Consider the following 15,987-nt stretch of genomic DNA (forward strand, 5'->3'; position numbering starts at 1 on the left):
GGGCCTCCCGCGTCAGGCCGGCATCCGCGTGTCGACCACGCAGCTGATCTCGATCGACTGCCCGGGGAAGGTCAGTTCGGTGGCGCCCAGTGCCGTGCTGACCGGGCGGTGCGAGCCGAAGTAGGTGCGGTTGGCCTCCGCCACCACCTCCGCGTTGCGCACCAGGTCCACCACGTACAGCGTCTGCGAGACGATCTGGTCGCGGGTGACGCCGTAGTGGGCCAGGACCTTGTCGAGGTTGACGTAGGTGCGCGCGAGCTGCGCGGCCACGTCGTCCTCGGGGCTGAAGCCGCCCGCGTCGTCGAAGGAGAGCTGGCCGGAGACGTGGATCAGCTCGCCGGACCTGATCGCCTGCGTGTAGCCGAAGTACTTCTCGGCCGGGATGCCGTGGTCATAGAGGTCGAGGGTGGTCATGGTTCCCGTCCTTCCGTCGAGCCCGGGTCCGTCCGTGCTCTCTTGTGGTTACTCAGGAACCGTAGGAGAGTGAACGCCGGCCTGGAAGAACGCACTTTTCGGTGACAGGGGAACCAGATGGTGACCAAGCAGCTCAGGGACGTGCCGGAGAACGCGGACCTCCGGCGGGCGGACTCGCTGGCGCGGGAGATCTTCTCCGACGTCGCCAACAAGTGGGCGCTGCTGATCATCGAGGCCCTCGGCGAACGCACGCTCCGCTTCAGCGAGTTGCGCGACGAGGTCGAGGGCGTCAGCCACAAGATGCTGACCCAGAACCTGCGGATGCTGGAGCGCAACGGCCTGGTCGACCGGACGGTCCACCCCACCGTGCCGCCCAAGGTCGAGTACACGCTTACCGAACCGGGCCGGGCCCTGCGCGCCACGGTCGACCTGATTTGCGGCTGGACCCATGAGTACCTCGGTCACATCGAGGCGGCCCGGGGGCGCTTCGGCGCCTGACCGGGCCGGGGCGTCAGCCCGCGACCAGTTCCCGCACCGGACGCGGCGCCGGGGCCTCCTCGGTCCGCGACGTCCGGTACAGCCACAGCACGTCCCGCCCGAACGACCAGACCAGCAGCGCCAGGGCCAGCGCGGCCACGCCGAAACCGGCCGCGTACGGCAGCAGTTCGGCGCCCGCCAGCAGAAGGAGCACGCCCTGCAGGGCGGCGACCGTCTTGCGGGCCGTGCTCGGCGGGAGCGCCGCCGTCAGCCAGGGCCAGACCCGGGCCGCGGCGACGAAGACGTACCGCATGCCGCCGATCAGCAGCACCCACGGTCCCAGTTGCGTCGCCACGTACACGCTCAGCACCAGGATCAGGAACGCGTCGACCTCCATGTCGAAGCGCGCGCCCAGCGGGGACGAGGTGCCGGTGCGGCGGGCGACCTTGCCGTCGACGCCGTCCAGGATCAGCGCCACCGCCGTCAGACCGACGAACAGCGACACCGGGGGCGAACTCTGGAAGGAGTCCGCGACCAGCGCGGTCACGCCGCCCACCAGGGTGGCCCGGCCGAGGGTGACCCGGTTCGCCGCGCCGAACGAGCGCAGTCCGGAGCGGTGCAGGGCCCGGGAGAGGACCGCCCAGGTGGCGATCGCGAACGCGAGGCCGCTCAGCCAGCCCACCGGGCCCATCCCGATCGCCGTGCCGATTAGGGCCAGCAGCAGGACCTGCACACCCGCCCCCACGGCGGTCTCCTGCTGGACGAACCTCGCGTCGTACGTGTTGTTCAGGGCCACCGAACACCCTCCGGCCGTGTGACAGAGTCGATCAACGCCGCTACCTTGTGCGCGGCCTGTGCACCCCTCGGTACGCAAGCAGCTTCCCGATCGTTCAGGAGGACCTCGATGAAGCACACCGGACGCGCTTTCTGGATCGACTCGCCTGGCCGAGGCGCGATCCGGGACGTCGCCCTGCCGGATCCCGGCGAGGGCGAGGTGCTGGTCCGCACGCTGTTCTCCGGCGTCAGCCGCGGCACCGAGACACTCGTCTTCCGCGGCGGCGTGCCCGTCAGCCAGCACTCGGTCATGCGGGCGCCCTTCCAGGAGGGCGACTTCCCGGGCCCGGTGAAGTACGGCTACCTCAACGTCGGCGTGGTGGAGGAGGGACCCGAAGCGCTCGCCGGCCGGACGGTGTTCTGCCTCTACCCGCACCAGACCCGCTACGTCGTGCCGGCGAGCGCCGTGACGCCCGTCCCGGACAGCGTGCCCGCCGAACGGGCCGTGCTCGCCGGAACGGTGGAGACCGCCGTCAACGCCCTGTGGGACGCCGCGCCCCTGATCGGCGACCGGATCGCCGTGGTCGGCGGCGGCATGGTCGGCTGCTCGGTCGCCGGGCTGCTCGCCCGGTTCCCCGGCGTCCGCGTCCAGCTGGTCGACGCCGACCCCGCCCGCGCGAAGACCGCCGAGGCGCTCGGTGTGTCCTTCGCCACCCCGCAGGACGCCGACGGCGCCTGCGACCTGGTCGTCCACGCCAGCGCCACCGAACAGGGACTCGCCCGGTCCCTGGAGCTGCTCACCGCCGAGGGCACCGTCGTCGAACTGAGCTGGTACGGCGACCGGAAGGTGAGCCTGCCGCTCGGCGAGGCCTTCCACTCCCGGCGCCTGGCCATCCGCTCCAGCCAGGTCGGCACCGTCTCCCCGGCCCGCCCCGGCCGCACCTACGCCGACCGGCTCGCCCTCGCCCTCGATCTGCTCGCCGACCCGGCGCTCGACGCCCTCGTCACGGGCGAATCCGCCTTCCAGGACCTGCCCGAGGTGCTGCCGCGGCTCGCCTCGGGGGAGATCCCCGCCCTGTGCCACCGGGTCCGTTACGACGAGAGCGATTGACGCATCGGCTGACGATTCGTTCCATCAGGTACGACATCGGCCGGGACAAGAGCGCCTGACCTGAGAAAAGACGTAGCCGACGCTGAACGGGGGAAGGCAAGCAGCCGTACTACCCGGCATCCCCGGCAGCCATCGCGGGGGAGCAGACGCGCCGCACCTGGAGGGTCGTCCGTTGTTCAGCATCACCGTCCGCGATCACATCATGATCGCCCACAGCTTCCGCGGCGAGGTCTTCGGACCGGCGCAGCGCCTGCACGGCGCCACGTTCCTGGTGGACGCCACGTTCCGGCGCGAACAGCTGGACGAGGACAACATCGTCGTCGACATCGGACTGGCCACCCAGGAACTGGGGGCCGTCGTCAGCGAGCTGAACTACCGCAACCTCGACAACGAACCGGACTTCGCCGGGGTCAACACCTCCACGGAGTTCCTGGCGAAGGTCATCGCCGACCGGCTCGCCGAGCGGATCCACAAGGGCGCGCTGGGCGAAGGCGCCAAGGGCATCGCCGGCCTCACCGTCACGCTGCACGAGTCGCACATCGCCTGGGCGAGTTACGAGCGTGCGCTGTGACCGACACCACCCTCGAGCGGCCCGGGCCGACCGGACCGGCGGCACCGGCGCGGCTCGACTACGTGCCCGTGCAGCACGCCGCCCTGAAGAACGCCGAGATCATCCCGATGTCCCTGCGCACCGTGCACTTCGTGCTGCCGGGCGGTGTCGACGACCTGGCCACCCCGAGCGGCGGCAACGCCTACGACCGGCGCGTCTGCCTGGACCTGCCCGGCTTCGGCTGGCAGGTCAGCAAGCACACCGTCGCCGGTGAGTGGCCCCGGCCCGGGGCGGCCGCCCGGACGGAACTCGCCCGCGCGCTCGCCGCGTTGCCCGACGGCGCCGTCGTCCTGCTCGACGGGCTGGTCGCCTGCGGTGTGCCGGAGATCGTCGTCCCGGAGGCGGAACGGCTGCGCATGGCCGTGCTCGTGCACCTCCCGCTCGGCGACGAGACGGGACTCGACGCGACGGTCGCCGCCGAACTCGACGCCAGGGAGCGGGCGGTGCTGCGGGCGGTGCCCGCGGTGATCGCCACCAGCGACTGGGCGGTCCGCCGGCTGGTCGCCCACCACGGGCTGCCCCCGGAGCGGGTCCATGTCGCGGCCCCCGGCGCCGACATCGCGCCCCTCGCGCCCGGCACCGACGGTGTGTCGCGGCTGCTGTGCGTGGCCGCCGTGACCCCGCGCAAGGGACAGCACCGGCTGGTGGAGGCCCTGGCCGCGGTGACCGACCTGCCGTGGAGTTGCGTGTGCGTCGGCGCCCTCACCCAGGACCCGGAGTACGTCGCCCATCTGCGGTCCCTGATCGCCCGGCACGGCCTGCAGGACCGGCTGGAGCTGGCCGGACCGCAGTCCGGCGCCGCGCTGGACGCCAGTTACGCCACCGCCGACCTGATGGTCCTCACCTCCTACGCCGAGACCTACGGCATGGCCGTGACCGAGGCGCTGGCCCGGGGCATCCCGGTGCTGGCGACGGACGTCGGCGGCCTGCCCGAGGCGGTCGGCCGCGCCCCCGACGGCGGCGTGCCCGGCATCCTCGTCCCGCCGGAGAACCCCGCCGCCATCGCCGCCGAACTGCGCGGCTGGTTCGGCGAGGCGGACGTACGACGCCGGCTGAAGGCCGCCGCCCGCGGCCGCCGCGCCGCCCTCGACGGCTGGGCGACGACCGCACAGAGCCTGGCGGCGGTCCTGCGCCGGCTTCCGACCGAACCCCGGAGGGCCGTATGACGAACCCGGCGACGACCAGGCGCAGCGGGCCGATCCCGGCCCGGCCCGGGCGCGTGGAGGCCGTGGACGCGCAGGACGGCGTGACGCCCGGCGCGGGCGCCCCGGACGCCGGCTCGGGTTCCGGTTCCGTTTCCGGTCCCGGTGGTTCGCACGCGGCGGGGCGGTCCGCCGAGGTCGCGGAGGCGAGTGCCGGCGCGCGGGGCGGGACCGGCCGGGAGAGCTCCACCGGCACGGTCCCCGCGTGGCCCGGACCCACGGGCCCGGCCGCGCCGGTCCAGGCCGCCGGTGCGGTCATCCCCGGCGCCGGCCCCAGCGGCACACCCGGCTCGCGCCCCACCGTCAAGCTGCGCGAGGCCTCTCCCGAGGATCCGCCCCGCTACGCGCCCGAGTGGCTGGAGCTGCGCGAGCCGGCCGACGCCGCCGCGCGGGCCCACGACCTGCTCGACCCGCTGCGGATCCGGCTCGCCAACATGCCGGGCAAGCCGGGCGGTGTCGTCATCCACGACCTGGGCTGCGGCACCGGCTCGATGGGCCGCTGGCTCGCCTCCCGCCTGGACGGCGCGCAGCACTGGATCCTGCACGACCGCGACCCCTACCTGCTGCACTTCGCCGCCGTCGCCTCCCCGCGCTCGGCCGCCGACGGCAGCCGGGTCAGCGTGGAGACGCGGCGCGGTGACGTCGCCCGCCTCACCGCGGACGCCCTGCACGGCGCCTCCCTGGTGACGGCGTCCGCCCTGCTCGACGTCCTCACCCGCGAGGAGATCGACACGCTCGCCGCCGCCTGCGCCGGAGCGGGCTGCCCCGCCCTGCTGACGCTGTCCGTGGCCGGGCGCGTGGAACTGACCCCCTCCCACCCGCTCGACGCGGAGATCGCCTGGGCGTTCAACGACCACCAGCGCCGCGACGGCCTGCTCGGCCCCGACGCGGTCACGGCGGCGGCCGAGGCGTTCTCCGAGCACGGCGCGACCGTACGGCTGCATCCGAGCCCCTGGCGGCTCGGTCCCGAGCAGGGCGCGCTCACCGAGCAGTGGCTGCGCGGCTGGGTCGGCGCGGCGGTCGAGCAGCGTCCCGAGCTGCGGGCGGAGGCGGAACTCTACCTGAACAACCGTCTGCGGCAGTGCGCGGCCGGTGAGCTGCGCGTCACGGTGCACCACACCGACCTCCTTGCCCTGTGCCGTCCGGTGGGCGGAGCGTCATGACCCCCCGGGCGACGGGCACGCGCCCCCGGCCCGCGCCGGCCCTGCCGACGACGGAAATGCCGGGCCCGGCCCGGGCGACCCCGGCCCGGCCGGTTCCGGTGGTCCTGGTGGCCCCGGCGGACTCCGGGCGGGCGCGCCGCCGCCACGCCGGCCGGACCGGGGTGACCGTGCCCGCCGCCGCGTCCGGCACCGGGCACGGCGACGTGGCGGTCGTGGTGCTGTCGGGCCCCGACAGGGGCGCCTCTTCGGAGCACCGCACGGGCGAGGGCCACACGGCCCGCTCGGCCGAGCGTGCGGACGCGGCAGGCTCAGGCGAGGCATTGGACGCGGCGCGTACCGCCGGGCTGCCGGACATGGACATGCCGCGCACTGCCGAGGTTTCGTACACGGCCCGGACCGCCGACGGTTCGGGTGCGGCGCGCAACGCCGAGCTTTCGGCTACGGCCCGCCCCGCCGAGGTTTCGGACGCGGCCGGTCCCGCCGAGCCATTGGACGCGGCGCGCACCGTCGGGCTTTCGGGCACGGCGCGTGCTGCCGGGGGTTCGGGCACGGCGCGCACCGCCGAGGTTTCGGACGCGGCCCGCCCCGCCGAGCCATCGGACGCGGCCCGCCCCGGCGAGCCGTCGGACGCGGCCCGCACCGCCAAGCCATCGGACGCGGCCCGCCCCGCCGAGTGTTCGGACGCGGCCCGCCCCGGCGAGGTACCCGACGTCCCGTCGTCCACGACGGACTCGGCGGTGCCCGGTCACCGCACCGGGGCCCCCGTGCCCGGCTCCCCGCGGGCCTTCCTCGCCCGGCTCGGTTCGCGGAAGGCGCGGACGCGGCTCGGGACCGTCGCCGGGGTCGCCATCGTCGGGGTGCTGTTCTGGCGGCTCGGCACCGGTGCCTTCGTGGACGGGCTGCGCCGGATCGACGCCGTGACGCTGCTGCTCGCGCTCGGGATCGGTGCCGTCACCACCGTGTTCAGCGCGTGGCGGTGGGCCCTGGTCGCGCGCGGTCTGCGCATCCGGCTGCCGTTCGGGCCCGCCGTCGCCGACTACTACCGCGCGCTGTTCCTCAACGCGGCCCTGCCCGGTGGTGTCCTCGGCGACGTCCACCGGGCGGTGCGGCACGGGCAGAGCCAGGGTGACCTGCGGCGCGGTGTGAAGGCCGTCGTCCTCGAACGGGCCGCCGGGCAGCTCGCGCTGTTCGCCGCGGCCGCGGTGGTCCTGCTGACCATGCCGTCCCCGGTGCTCGGCCAGGCCCGCCACATCGCCCCGCTCGCGGCCCTGGCCGGACTGGGCGCCCTCGCCGTCGTCCTCGCGCTGCGCATGAACCGGGCCGCGTCCGCGCGCCGGGCCGGGAAGGCGCGCGCGCTGCTCGCCGAGGCACGCGAAGGTCTGCTGTCCCGCCGCAACGGACCCGGAGTGCTTGCCTCCTCGGTGGTCGTCCTGGCAGGTTACGTCGCCATGTTCGTCCTCGCCGCCCGCGTCGCCGGGACCACCGCCTCCGTGGCCGTGCTGGTGCCGCTCGCGGTGCTGGCCCTGCTGGCGATGGGACTGCCGCTGAACGTCGGCGGCTGGGGTCCCAGGGAGGGCGTCACCGCCTGGGCGTTCGGCGCCGCGGGCCTCGGCGCCGACCGGGGCCTGGCCGTCGCCGTCGTCTACGGGGTGCTCAGCCTCGTGGCGAGCCTGCCCGGCCTGGCCGTCCTCGTCGCCCGCTGGTACGGGGGCCTGCGCGCCGCGGACCGGGCCCGCGCCGCCGCGGCGGGCCCGGACGCCGGCCCCGCGCCGCGGAGTGCCTACGCCTCGGAGGTCAGCATCGAGAAATACGTCCCGAAGGATTCCGCGAGGCTCGCCAGGAGTTCCTTCCCCTTTTCCGCCGAACCCAGTGAAGGACGGCCGATGACACCGGAATCGGTATAGCCGGACATGCCGAGGGTGAGCAGATGACGCCGGTCGTCAGCGACGAAATCGGAGGTCTCATAACCGGGTCGGAGCATTTCGGGATGAGCGTGCAGAAGGATGGAGGTTTCTATTTCCCCCGCGTGCATGTCGGTGAGCAGCGAGGTGACCACACCCGCCCGCTGACGCGCCGCCTCCCAGTCCTCCGGGGCCGGGAAGAGCGCCATCCGCTCGCCGCGGGCGGACGACTCCTGAACGACGTTGCCCAGCACGTAGTTACCGCCGTGCCCGTTGACCACCACCAGGGCGTCGACTCCGGACCGGCGGAGCGACGCCGCTATGTCCCGTACCACCGCATGAAGGGTCACCGAGGAGATGCTGACGGTCCCCGGCCAGGCCGCGTGCTCGTGCGAGCACGAGATCGTCACCGGAGGAAGGAGGTGCACCGGGTACGTGCCGGCGATCTCCCGCGCGACGGCACAGGCGACGAGCGTGTCGGTCGCCAGCGGAAGATACGGACCGTGCTGCTCGAAGCTGCCCACGGGAAGCACCGCGACCTGCCGTGAGACATCGGCGCCCCGCGTCCGTACGTCCTCCGTGGTGTCCGCCGGCACCAGTTCACTCATCACGTCACGGCCTTTCGTCTCTGCTTAGGAACTCGAGAATCATGACAGACAACATTGGCGTACTCGGCAAGAAGTCACCGCAGCGGACCGGCGTGGAACGCGTCGTGAATGCACCCCTGCCCACCGTGTACGGGAAATTCCAGGCGATCGGCTACATGGACCACGACCGCGGGGACGAACAGGTGGCCCTGGTCCACGGCGAGATCGGCACGGACGACGTCCTCATACGGCTGCACTCGGAATGCCTCACCGGTGACGCCTTCGGCTCCCAGCACTGCGAGTGCGGCGACCAGTTGGACGCCGCCCTGCGCGCGGTGGTCGCCGAGGGCGCCGGTGTCGTCGTCTACCTCAGAGGGCACGAGGGCCGCGGCATCGGCCTGCTCGCCAAGCTGCGCGCGATGGCCCTGCAGGCGGAGGGCCTGGACACCGTCGAGGCCAACCTCGCGCTCGGCCTGCCGGTCGACGCGCGCGACTACGGCGTGGCCGCCCGCATCCTGGACGACCTGGGCGTGCGCTCCGTGCGCCTGATGTCCAACAACCCGCGCAAGCGCGAGGCACTGGTGAGCCACGGCATCGGCGTCGCCGAGCAGGTGCCGCTGCTGATCCCGCCGTGCGAGAACAACATCACCTACCTGCGGACCAAGAGGGAGCGCCTCGACCACCACCTGCCCCACCTGGACGCGGTGGTCAGCTCCTCCTGACACGCCGGGGCCGGTTCCGGCCCCCCGCGACGTGACCTGGGCGGATTCGTGCGCGACCCGTAGTCGGGCCGCGTACGCTTCGTGAACGTCCGCCCCTTGAGCGTCGGCCCCCACGCGGCCGACGCCTCACGTCCGGAGGCTCACCCGGTATGACCGAGCTCCATCTGTGGCTGCGCCACGAGGCCCGAACGACCGAGCGCCGCACGCCCGTCGTGCCCGACGACGCCCGTCGGCTCGTCGAGCACGGAGTGGCGCTGACCGTCGAGGAGTCCCCGCAGCGGGTCTTCCCGATCGAGGAGTACGAGGCGGCCGGCTGCCGCGTCGCCCCCGCGGGCTCCTGGGTGTCGGCCCCGCGGGACGCCGTCGTGCTCGGGCTGAAGGAACTGCCCGGCCGGCCGGACGAACTGACGCACCGGCACATCTTCTTCGGCCACGCCTACAAGGGCCAGCCGGGAGCCGCGGAGCTGCTGGGCCGCTTCGCCGCCGGCGGCGGGACGCTGTTCGACCTGGAGTACCTGGTGGACGACTCCGGCCGGCGCCTCGCCGCCTTCGGCTTCTGGGCGGGCTACCTGGGCGCCGCCCTGGCGGTGCTCCGGCACCGGGGCCGGCTGCGGGCGCCGCTCGTGCCGACGACCAAGGCCGAACTGGACGAGACCCTCAAGCCCGCCGCCGACGACGCCGACTTCACCGGCCTGGTCGTCGGCGCCCTGGGGCGCAGCGGCCGGGGCGCCCGCGTGGCCTTCGCCACCGCCGGTGTGGACCCGACCTGCTGGGACCTCGACGAGACCCGCGACCTGGACCGTGCCGCCCTGCTGCGGCACGACGTGATGGTGAACGCGGTGCTCGCCACCGGCCCCGTCCCGCCGTTCCTGCGCGAGCAGGACCTCGACAGCCCCGACCGCCGCCTGCGCACCCTGTGCGACGTGACGTGCGACGTCGGCTCACCGCTCAACGTCCTGCCCGTGTACGACGAGACCACCAGCTGGGACGAGCCGGTGCGGCGGCTGCGCGCGCAGCCGCCGCTCGACCTGATCGCCATCGACAACCTGCCCTCCCTGCTGCCGCTGGAGTCCAGCGCCGACTTCTCGGCCGCGCTGCTGCCCCAGCTGCTCGACTTCGGTGTCACCGGGCCCTGGGGGCGCTGCCTCGACCGGTTCCGCCAGGCGAACCGTGAGCACGGCTTCGAGAAGGGGGACGTCCTTGACCACTGACCCGGTCCCCGCGAGCGGCACCGTCCACTGGATCGGCGCCGGCCTGTCCACCGGCAGCGGCCTGGCCGCGCTGTGCGACACCGCCGAGCGCGTACGGCTGTGGCACCGCACCGAGAGCCGCGCCGCCGACGCCCTGGGCCGGCTGGGCCTGGCCGGCCGGGCCGAGCCCCGCGCCTACACCCTGGCCGCACTCACCGCCGAACTGGCGCCCGGCGACGTCGTGGTGTCCATGCTGCCCGCGCCCGGGCACGCGCCGCTGCTCGCCGAGTGCGTACGGCTGGGCGCCCACTTCGCCTGCTCCAGCTATGTGTCGGAAGCGGTGCTCGCGCAGGTGCCCGCCGCCGAGAAGGCCGGGGTCGTCGTCCTCACGGAGGCCGGGCTCGATCCCGGAATCGACCACCTCTTCGCGCACGACCTGGTGGCCCGGGCCCGGGAGGCGATCGGCGACCGGACGCCCGCCTCGTACACCCTCACCTCCTACTGCGGCGGCGTCCCCGCCGTGCCGAACGACTTCACCTACCGCTTCAGCTGGGCCCCCGCGGGCGTCCTCAACGCCCTGCGCTCCCCGGCCCGTTACCTCGACGGCGGTGCCGAGACGGTGGCCGAGCGCCCCTGGGAGGCGACCCGGCGGCACGTCGTCGACGGGGAGACCTTCGAGGTCTACCCCAACCGCGACAGCGTCCCCTTCGTCGCGCAGTACGGGCTGCCGCAGGCCTGGGCCCCGCGGACGTTCGTGCGGGGCACGCTGCGCCTGGAGGGCTGGCTGCGGGCCTGGGACGCGGTGTTCGAGGAGCTCGAGCGCGGCGACGACGCCCGGATCGCCGAGCTGGCCCGGGAACTGGCCGCCGCGTACCCGACCACGGACGACGACCGGGACCGGGTCGTCCTCGCCGTGTCCCTGGACGTGCGGTCCGACGGTGGAGCGGCCTGGTCCGGCAGCTACCTCCTGGACCTGGTGGGCGACGCCGGGGAGAGCGCGATGGCCCGCTGCGTCTCGCGCACCCTCGCCCTGGGCGTCCGCCACGTCCTGGACGGTTCCCTGCCGCCGGGCCTGAGCCGGGCGGCCGAGACGGCGGCCAGGTCACGGCAGTGGCTCGGTGAACTCGGCCGTGACGGGATCGAGTTCACACTCCGGGTCGACAGTTAGCCGACCGGGGCCCGGTCGGTGAGGGCCTCGTGCACGAGTCGCTTGAGGTCCTTGAAGACCGTGTGCGGGGTCTTGGGCCGCACCTGTGTCATGAACTGCACCGTCAGGTCGCGGCCCGGGTCCACCCAGAACGTCGTCGTGGCCACGCCGCTCCAGCCGAAGGCGCCGAGCCCGGACGGCACCTGGGTGCGGCCCGGGTCGATCACCACCGAGCAGTTGAAGCCGAAGCCCAGCCCCTCGTTGCCGGGCTCGTCGTGGGCGGGGCGGCTGCCGAAGGCGCGCAGATCGGCGCCGCCGGGCAGGTGGTTGCGGGTCATCAGGTCCACGGTCGCGGGGGCCAGGAGCCGGACGCCGTCCAGTTCGCCCCGGCGCCGCAGCAGCTCCATGAAGCGGTGGTAGTCGTGGGCCGAGCACACCATGCCGCCGCTGCCCGACAGGAACCGCGGCCGGCCCCGCAGTGGCAGCCCGGGGGTCGGCTCGATGCCGCCGCCCTCCTTCTCGCCGTACATCTCGGACAGCCGGGGCGCCTGCTCGTCGGTGACGTGGAAGCCCGCGTCGGTCATGCCGAGCGGCCCGAAGATCCGCTCGGCGCAGAACGCGTCGAGCGGCCGGCCGGAGACGACCTCGATGACGCGGCCCAGGACGTTGCTGGCCACCGAGTAGTTCCACTGGGTGCCCGGCTCGAACTGCAGGGGCAGGCTCGCGTACACCTCGATGGTCTCGGCCAGGTCGGCGCCCGGCGGCACGGACGACTCCAGACCGGCCCGGCGGTACAGGGCGTCGACCGGGTGGGAGTGGTAGAAGCCGAAGGTCAGGCCCGAGGTGTGGGTCAGCAGGTGCCGGACGCGTATGGGTCCGCCGGCCGGACGGGTCCGCACGTCGTCGCCCGAGCCGCCCACCCAGACCCGCGGCTCGGCGAAGGCGGGCAGGTGGTCGGCGACCGGGTCGTCCAGGGAGAGCCGGCCCTCCTCCACGAGCAGCAGCGCGGCGACGGCGGTGACCGGTTTGGTCATGGAGTAGACCCGCCACAGCGTGTCGGGCTCGACGGGGAGCCCGGCGGCCAGGTCGCGTGATCCGTGGGTGGCGAGGTGGGCGACGCGTCCGCCGCGGGCGATCGAGACGAGGAACCCGGGCAGCCGCCCCTCCTCCACGAAGCGGGCGAAGTGCCGGTCCAGGCGCTCCAGCGCCCGGGGGTCCAGCCCCGCCTCGACCGGTTCGACCTCTTCTCGCAGCTGTGCCATGGCTCTTCCTCCGTCGCGCTCGTCGAGGTGAGATCCGGCATACCCCGCCCGGACCGCCTCCGATCCCATCCTGCTGCAGGAAGCCTTCATGATCGCGCAGGAGGAGGCGGGCGGGCACGACGGTGTGAACGAAGGGGCGGCGGGGGAGCGACGGTGCGACGCGGGGGCGTGGGGGCCGTACGGCCGGCCCCCACGTCCCGCGCCCGACCGCTCAGGTGCTCAGACGGCCACCTTGTCGGCCCGCGCCGCCGGACGGGCGGCGCGCTCGCCCAGCGCCTCGGTGGGCACCCGGTGGGTCTCCCGCGCCGACACCGCCGCGAGCACCGGCGGTACGCACAGCGCCGCCGTGAACAGGGCCACCGCCGACCAGTCGTCCCCACCCGGCCCGGCGATCTGCGCGGCGAACGTCACCGCGAAGCCGGCCGCAGCGAAGCCGATCTGGGTGCCGATGGCCACGCCCGACAGCCGCACCCGGGTCGCGAACATCTCGCCGTAGAAGGCCGGCCACACGCCGTTCGCCGCGCTGTAGACGACGCCGAAGCAGATAACGCCCGTCACGAAGGTCAGCGGGTAGGAGCCCGTGGAGACCGCCCACAGGTACAGGAACATCGTCACCGCGCTGCCGGCCGCGCCGATCAGGAACACCGGGCGGCGGCCGATCCGGTCGGAGAGCGTGGCCCACAGCGGGATCGCCGCCAGCGCGACGACGTTGGCCAGGGCGCCCACCCAGAGCATGGCCGTGCGGGACATGCCGACCGCGTCGCTGGTGGCGTACGCCAGCGCCCACACCGTGAAGATCGTGCTGACCGAGGCGATCAGCGCCGCCGCGATCACCCGCAGGACATCCGCCCAGTGCTCGCGCACCAGCACCAGCAGCGGCATCTTCACGACGCCCTCCTCGGCCGCCTGCTGGGCGAACGCCGGCGTCTCGTCCAGCTTGCGCCGGATGACGTACCCGGCGACGGCGACCGCGACGCTCAGCCAGAACGGCACCCGCCAGCCCCACGACAGCAGCTGCTCCTCGGGCAGCGCCGCGACGGGGATGAAGACCAGCGTGGCCAGCAGCTGGCCGCCCTGTGTGCCGCTGAGGGTGAAGCTGGTGAAGAAGCCGCGCCGGTCCGGTGGTGCGTGTTCCAGCGTCATGGAGTTGGCGCTGGCCTGCTCGCCCGCGGCCGAGATGCCCTGCAGGACCCGGCACAGCACCAGCAGCACCGGGGCGAGGGTGCCGACCTGGTCCCGGGTCGGCAGACAGCCGATCAGGAATGTGGACAGGCCCATCAGCATCAGCGTGAAGACCATGATCTTCTTGCGGCCGAGCCGGTCCCCGAAGTGGCCGAGGACCAGCGCGCCGACCGGGCGGGCGGCGTAGGCGACACCGAACGTGCCCAGCGACAGCAGGGTCGCGGTGGCCGGATCGGACTCGTCGAAGAACACCTCGGGGAAGATCAGCGCGGCGGCGCTGCCGTAGATGAAGAAGTCGTAGTACTCCAGTGCGCTGCCGATCCACGCGGCGGTGGCGGCTTTCCTGGGCTGGGCGGGCGGGGCGGCGGCCCCTTCGGGCGTGGCGGGGACGGACACGGCGGCTCCTCGGGGGGCTCCACCACAGGCGGAGCGGGACACGGGGCGAGCAGAGGGGGACGGGCCGGATCGCGGCTAATTAACCCACTGGGTAGTTAGTAGGGGATGGCCAGTGATGCTGCGCTCGCCTGCCGCCGGTGTCAAGGGGTCGTGCGCCGGGCGTTCAGCCGGTCGTGCGCTCCGCCGTCAGGTACGCGATCACCATGTCGCCGAGCATGGCCCGGTAGTGCGCGCGCTGCGCCGGATCGAGCAGGTCGCGGCCGAACAGGGCGCCGAAGGTGTGCCGGTTGGAGACCCGGAAGAAGCAGAACGAGGAGATCATCGCGTGCAGGTCGACGGCGTCGACGTCGGCCGTGAACAGGCCCGACTCCCGCCCCGACGTCAGGATCCGGCGGATCACGTCCAGGGCCGGTGAGCCGATCCTGCCGAGCCGCTCGGAGCCGGCGATGTGGTGCGCCTCGTGGATGTTCTCGATGCTGACCAGGCGGATGAAGTCCGGGTGCTGCTCGTGGTGGTCGAAGGTCAGCTCGGCCAGGCGCCGGATCGCGGCCACCGGGTCGAGGTGGTCGACGTCGAGTTGCTGCTCGGCCTCGCGGATCACGCCGTAGGCCCGCTCCAGCACGGTCGTGAACAGCTGTTCCTTGCCGCCGAAGTAGTAGTAGATCATCCGTTTCGTGGTGCGGGTGCGGGCGGCGATCTCGTCGACGCGGGCCCCGTCGTACCCGGCCCGGGCGAACTCCTGGGTGGCGACGTCGAGGATCTCGGCCCGGGTGCGGGCGGCGTCACGGATGCGCTCGCCGGGACGTGCCGGTTCTTCGACGCTGGTCATCAGGTTCCTTCGGGCGGAGGGTCCGGTGCCGGTGATTGTAGAAGCAGGGACCCGGCCGCCCGGGGGTCTTCCCGGGCCCGCCCTCGGCTGATATAGCTAACGTACTAGTTCGTACATTGGTGAGCGCTCGGGAGGCGTGCGTGCCCAAGGACTCGTATCTGGCCGGACTGATCGGTTCCGGCATCGGACCGTCGCTCAGCCCGGCTCTGCACGAGCGAGAAGCCGACCGCCAGGGCCTGCGCCTGCTGTACCGGCTCATCGACATCGATCCCCTCGGCCTGCCGCCCGAAGCCGTGGGCGACCTGGTGCGGGCCGCCCGCGACCTGGGGTTCGACGGGCTCAACATCACCCACCCCTGCAAACAGCTCGTCCTGGAGCACCTGGACGCGCTCGCCCCGCAGGCCGAGGCGCTGGGCGCGGTGAACACGGTCGTCTTCGAGGACGGCCGGGCCGTCGGCCACAACACGGACGTCACCGGCTTCGCCGCGTCCTTCGCCCGAGGCCTGCCCGACGCGCCGCTGGAGCGGGTCGTGCAGCTCGGCGCCGGCGGTGCGGGCGCGGCCGTCGCGCACGCCCTGCTCACCCTCGGCGCCGGACACGTCACCGTCGTCGACGCCCTGCCCGGGCGGGCCGCCGCCCTCGCGGACGCCCTGAACCGCGCCTTCGGCACCGACCGGGCGGCCGCCGCGTCCCCGGACCGGCAGGCGGGGCTGCTCGCGCACGCCGACGGCATCGTCCACGCCACCCCCACCGGCATGGCCGCCCACCCCGGCCTGCCCCTGCCCGCCGGACTGCTCCACCCCGGTCTGTGGGTCGCCGAGGTGGTCTACCGCCCGCTGGAGACCGAGCTGCTGCGCACCGCCCGTGCGCTGGGCTGCGCCACCCTCGACGGCGGCGGCATGGCCGCCTTCCAGGCCGCCGACGCGTTCCGTCTGTTCACCGGGCGGGAACCCGACGCCGCGCGGATGCTGGCGGACCTGACCGAACTGGCCGGCGTCGTCGGCGCACGCCACTAGGAAG

At 73.7% G+C, this 15,987-nt stretch carries 15 protein-coding genes and 1 pseudogene; 10 read left to right on the top strand and 6 right to left on the bottom strand.

Annotation, left to right across the window (positions count from 1 at the left end; all coding sequences use genetic code 11):
* Positions 1–12: 12 nt before the first annotated feature.
* Positions 13–414, bottom strand: coding sequence for a RidA family protein (locus ACPXCS_RS00440; RefSeq protein ID WP_425945855.1), 402 nt, complete (start codon positions 412–414; stop codon positions 13–15).
* 117 nt (positions 415–531) lie between these two features.
* Between ACPXCS_RS00440 and ACPXCS_RS00445 the strand changes: the two genes are divergently transcribed.
* Positions 532–912 carry a winged helix-turn-helix transcriptional regulator gene (locus ACPXCS_RS00445; protein WP_425945856.1) on the top strand — a complete coding sequence of 127 codons (381 nt, stop codon included), beginning with the start codon at positions 532–534 and terminating at the stop codon, positions 910–912.
* Between the two features lie 13 nt (positions 913–925).
* On the opposite strand, the gene ACPXCS_RS00450 is transcribed toward ACPXCS_RS00445, so the two are convergent.
* Positions 926–1,687, bottom strand: coding sequence for a CDP-alcohol phosphatidyltransferase family protein (locus ACPXCS_RS00450; protein ID WP_425945857.1), 762 nt, complete (start codon positions 1,685–1,687; stop codon positions 926–928).
* A gap of 108 nt (positions 1,688–1,795) precedes the next feature.
* On the opposite strand from ACPXCS_RS00450, the gene ACPXCS_RS00455 reads away from it, so the two are divergent.
* The 5 genes and pseudogenes from ACPXCS_RS00455 to ACPXCS_RS00475 all read left to right on the top strand — a co-directional run.
* Positions 1,796–2,776, top strand: coding sequence for a zinc-dependent alcohol dehydrogenase (locus ACPXCS_RS00455; RefSeq protein WP_425945858.1), 981 nt, complete (start codon positions 1,796–1,798; stop codon positions 2,774–2,776).
* Between the two features lie 172 nt (positions 2,777–2,948).
* Positions 2,949–3,347, top strand: coding sequence for a 6-pyruvoyl trahydropterin synthase family protein (locus ACPXCS_RS00460; RefSeq protein ID WP_010043117.1), 399 nt, complete (start codon positions 2,949–2,951; stop codon positions 3,345–3,347).
* Complete coding sequence (locus ACPXCS_RS00465; protein WP_425945859.1) at positions 3,344–4,552, top strand: glycosyltransferase family 4 protein; 1,209 nt, start codon at positions 3,344–3,346, stop codon at positions 4,550–4,552. Before ACPXCS_RS00460 ends, ACPXCS_RS00465 begins: the two co-directional genes overlap by 4 nt.
* Positions 4,549–5,751 carry an SAM-dependent methyltransferase gene (locus ACPXCS_RS00470; RefSeq protein WP_425945860.1) on the top strand — a complete coding sequence of 401 codons (1,203 nt, stop codon included), beginning with the start codon at positions 4,549–4,551 and terminating at the stop codon, positions 5,749–5,751. The genes ACPXCS_RS00465 and ACPXCS_RS00470 overlap by 4 nt, the downstream gene beginning before the upstream one ends.
* Before the next feature lie 359 nt (positions 5,752–6,110).
* Positions 6,111–7,370, top strand: a pseudogene (locus ACPXCS_RS00475) (lysylphosphatidylglycerol synthase domain-containing protein); the annotation flags it as partial.
* 161 nt (positions 7,371–7,531) lie between these two features.
* On the opposite strand, the gene ACPXCS_RS00480 reads toward ACPXCS_RS00475, so the two are convergent.
* The gene (locus tag ACPXCS_RS00480; protein ID WP_425945862.1) at positions 7,532–8,260 is read right to left on the bottom strand and encodes a creatininase family protein; all 729 of its coding nucleotides are present in this window, start codon (positions 8,258–8,260) and stop codon (positions 7,532–7,534) included.
* 41 nt (positions 8,261–8,301) lie between these two features.
* On the opposite strand from ACPXCS_RS00480, the gene ribA reads away from it, so the two are divergent.
* From ribA to ACPXCS_RS00495, 3 genes are all read left to right on the top strand, one after another.
* Positions 8,302–8,961 carry a GTP cyclohydrolase II gene (gene ribA, locus ACPXCS_RS00485; RefSeq protein WP_425945863.1) on the top strand — a complete coding sequence of 220 codons (660 nt, stop codon included), beginning with the start codon at positions 8,302–8,304 and terminating at the stop codon, positions 8,959–8,961.
* A gap of 149 nt (positions 8,962–9,110) precedes the next feature.
* On the top strand, positions 9,111–10,172 hold the full coding sequence (locus tag ACPXCS_RS00490) for a saccharopine dehydrogenase (RefSeq protein WP_425970885.1): 1,062 nt from the start codon (positions 9,111–9,113) through the stop codon (positions 10,170–10,172).
* Entirely contained in the window at positions 10,162–11,319 is a 1,158-nt protein-coding gene (locus ACPXCS_RS00495) for a saccharopine dehydrogenase family protein (RefSeq protein WP_425945865.1), read from the top strand. Before ACPXCS_RS00490 ends, ACPXCS_RS00495 begins: the two co-directional genes overlap by 11 nt.
* Here the strand turns inward: ACPXCS_RS00495 and ACPXCS_RS00500 are convergent.
* The 3 genes from ACPXCS_RS00500 to ACPXCS_RS00510 form a co-directional block, all read right to left on the bottom strand.
* Positions 11,316–12,560 carry a serine hydrolase domain-containing protein gene (locus ACPXCS_RS00500; protein ID WP_425945866.1) on the bottom strand — a complete coding sequence of 415 codons (1,245 nt, stop codon included), beginning with the start codon at positions 12,558–12,560 and terminating at the stop codon, positions 11,316–11,318. The two genes, ACPXCS_RS00495 and ACPXCS_RS00500, sit on opposite strands and share 4 nt — an antisense overlap.
* 219 nt (positions 12,561–12,779) lie before the next feature.
* Positions 12,780–14,138 carry an MFS transporter gene (locus ACPXCS_RS00505; protein ID WP_425945867.1) on the bottom strand — a complete coding sequence of 453 codons (1,359 nt, stop codon included), beginning with the start codon at positions 14,136–14,138 and terminating at the stop codon, positions 12,780–12,782.
* Between the two features lie 163 nt (positions 14,139–14,301).
* Entirely contained in the window at positions 14,302–14,967 is a 666-nt protein-coding gene (locus ACPXCS_RS00510; protein WP_425945868.1) for a TetR family transcriptional regulator, read from the bottom strand.
* Between the two features lie 140 nt (positions 14,968–15,107).
* On the opposite strand from ACPXCS_RS00510, the gene ACPXCS_RS00515 reads away from it, so the two are divergent.
* Positions 15,108–15,983, top strand: coding sequence for a shikimate dehydrogenase (locus tag ACPXCS_RS00515; RefSeq protein ID WP_425945869.1), 876 nt, complete (start codon positions 15,108–15,110; stop codon positions 15,981–15,983).
* Positions 15,984–15,987 lie beyond the last annotated feature (4 nt).

This window comes from Streptomyces sp. DT190, assembly GCF_049846985.1.
Classification (GTDB): domain Bacteria; phylum Actinomycetota; class Actinomycetes; order Streptomycetales; family Streptomycetaceae; genus Streptomyces.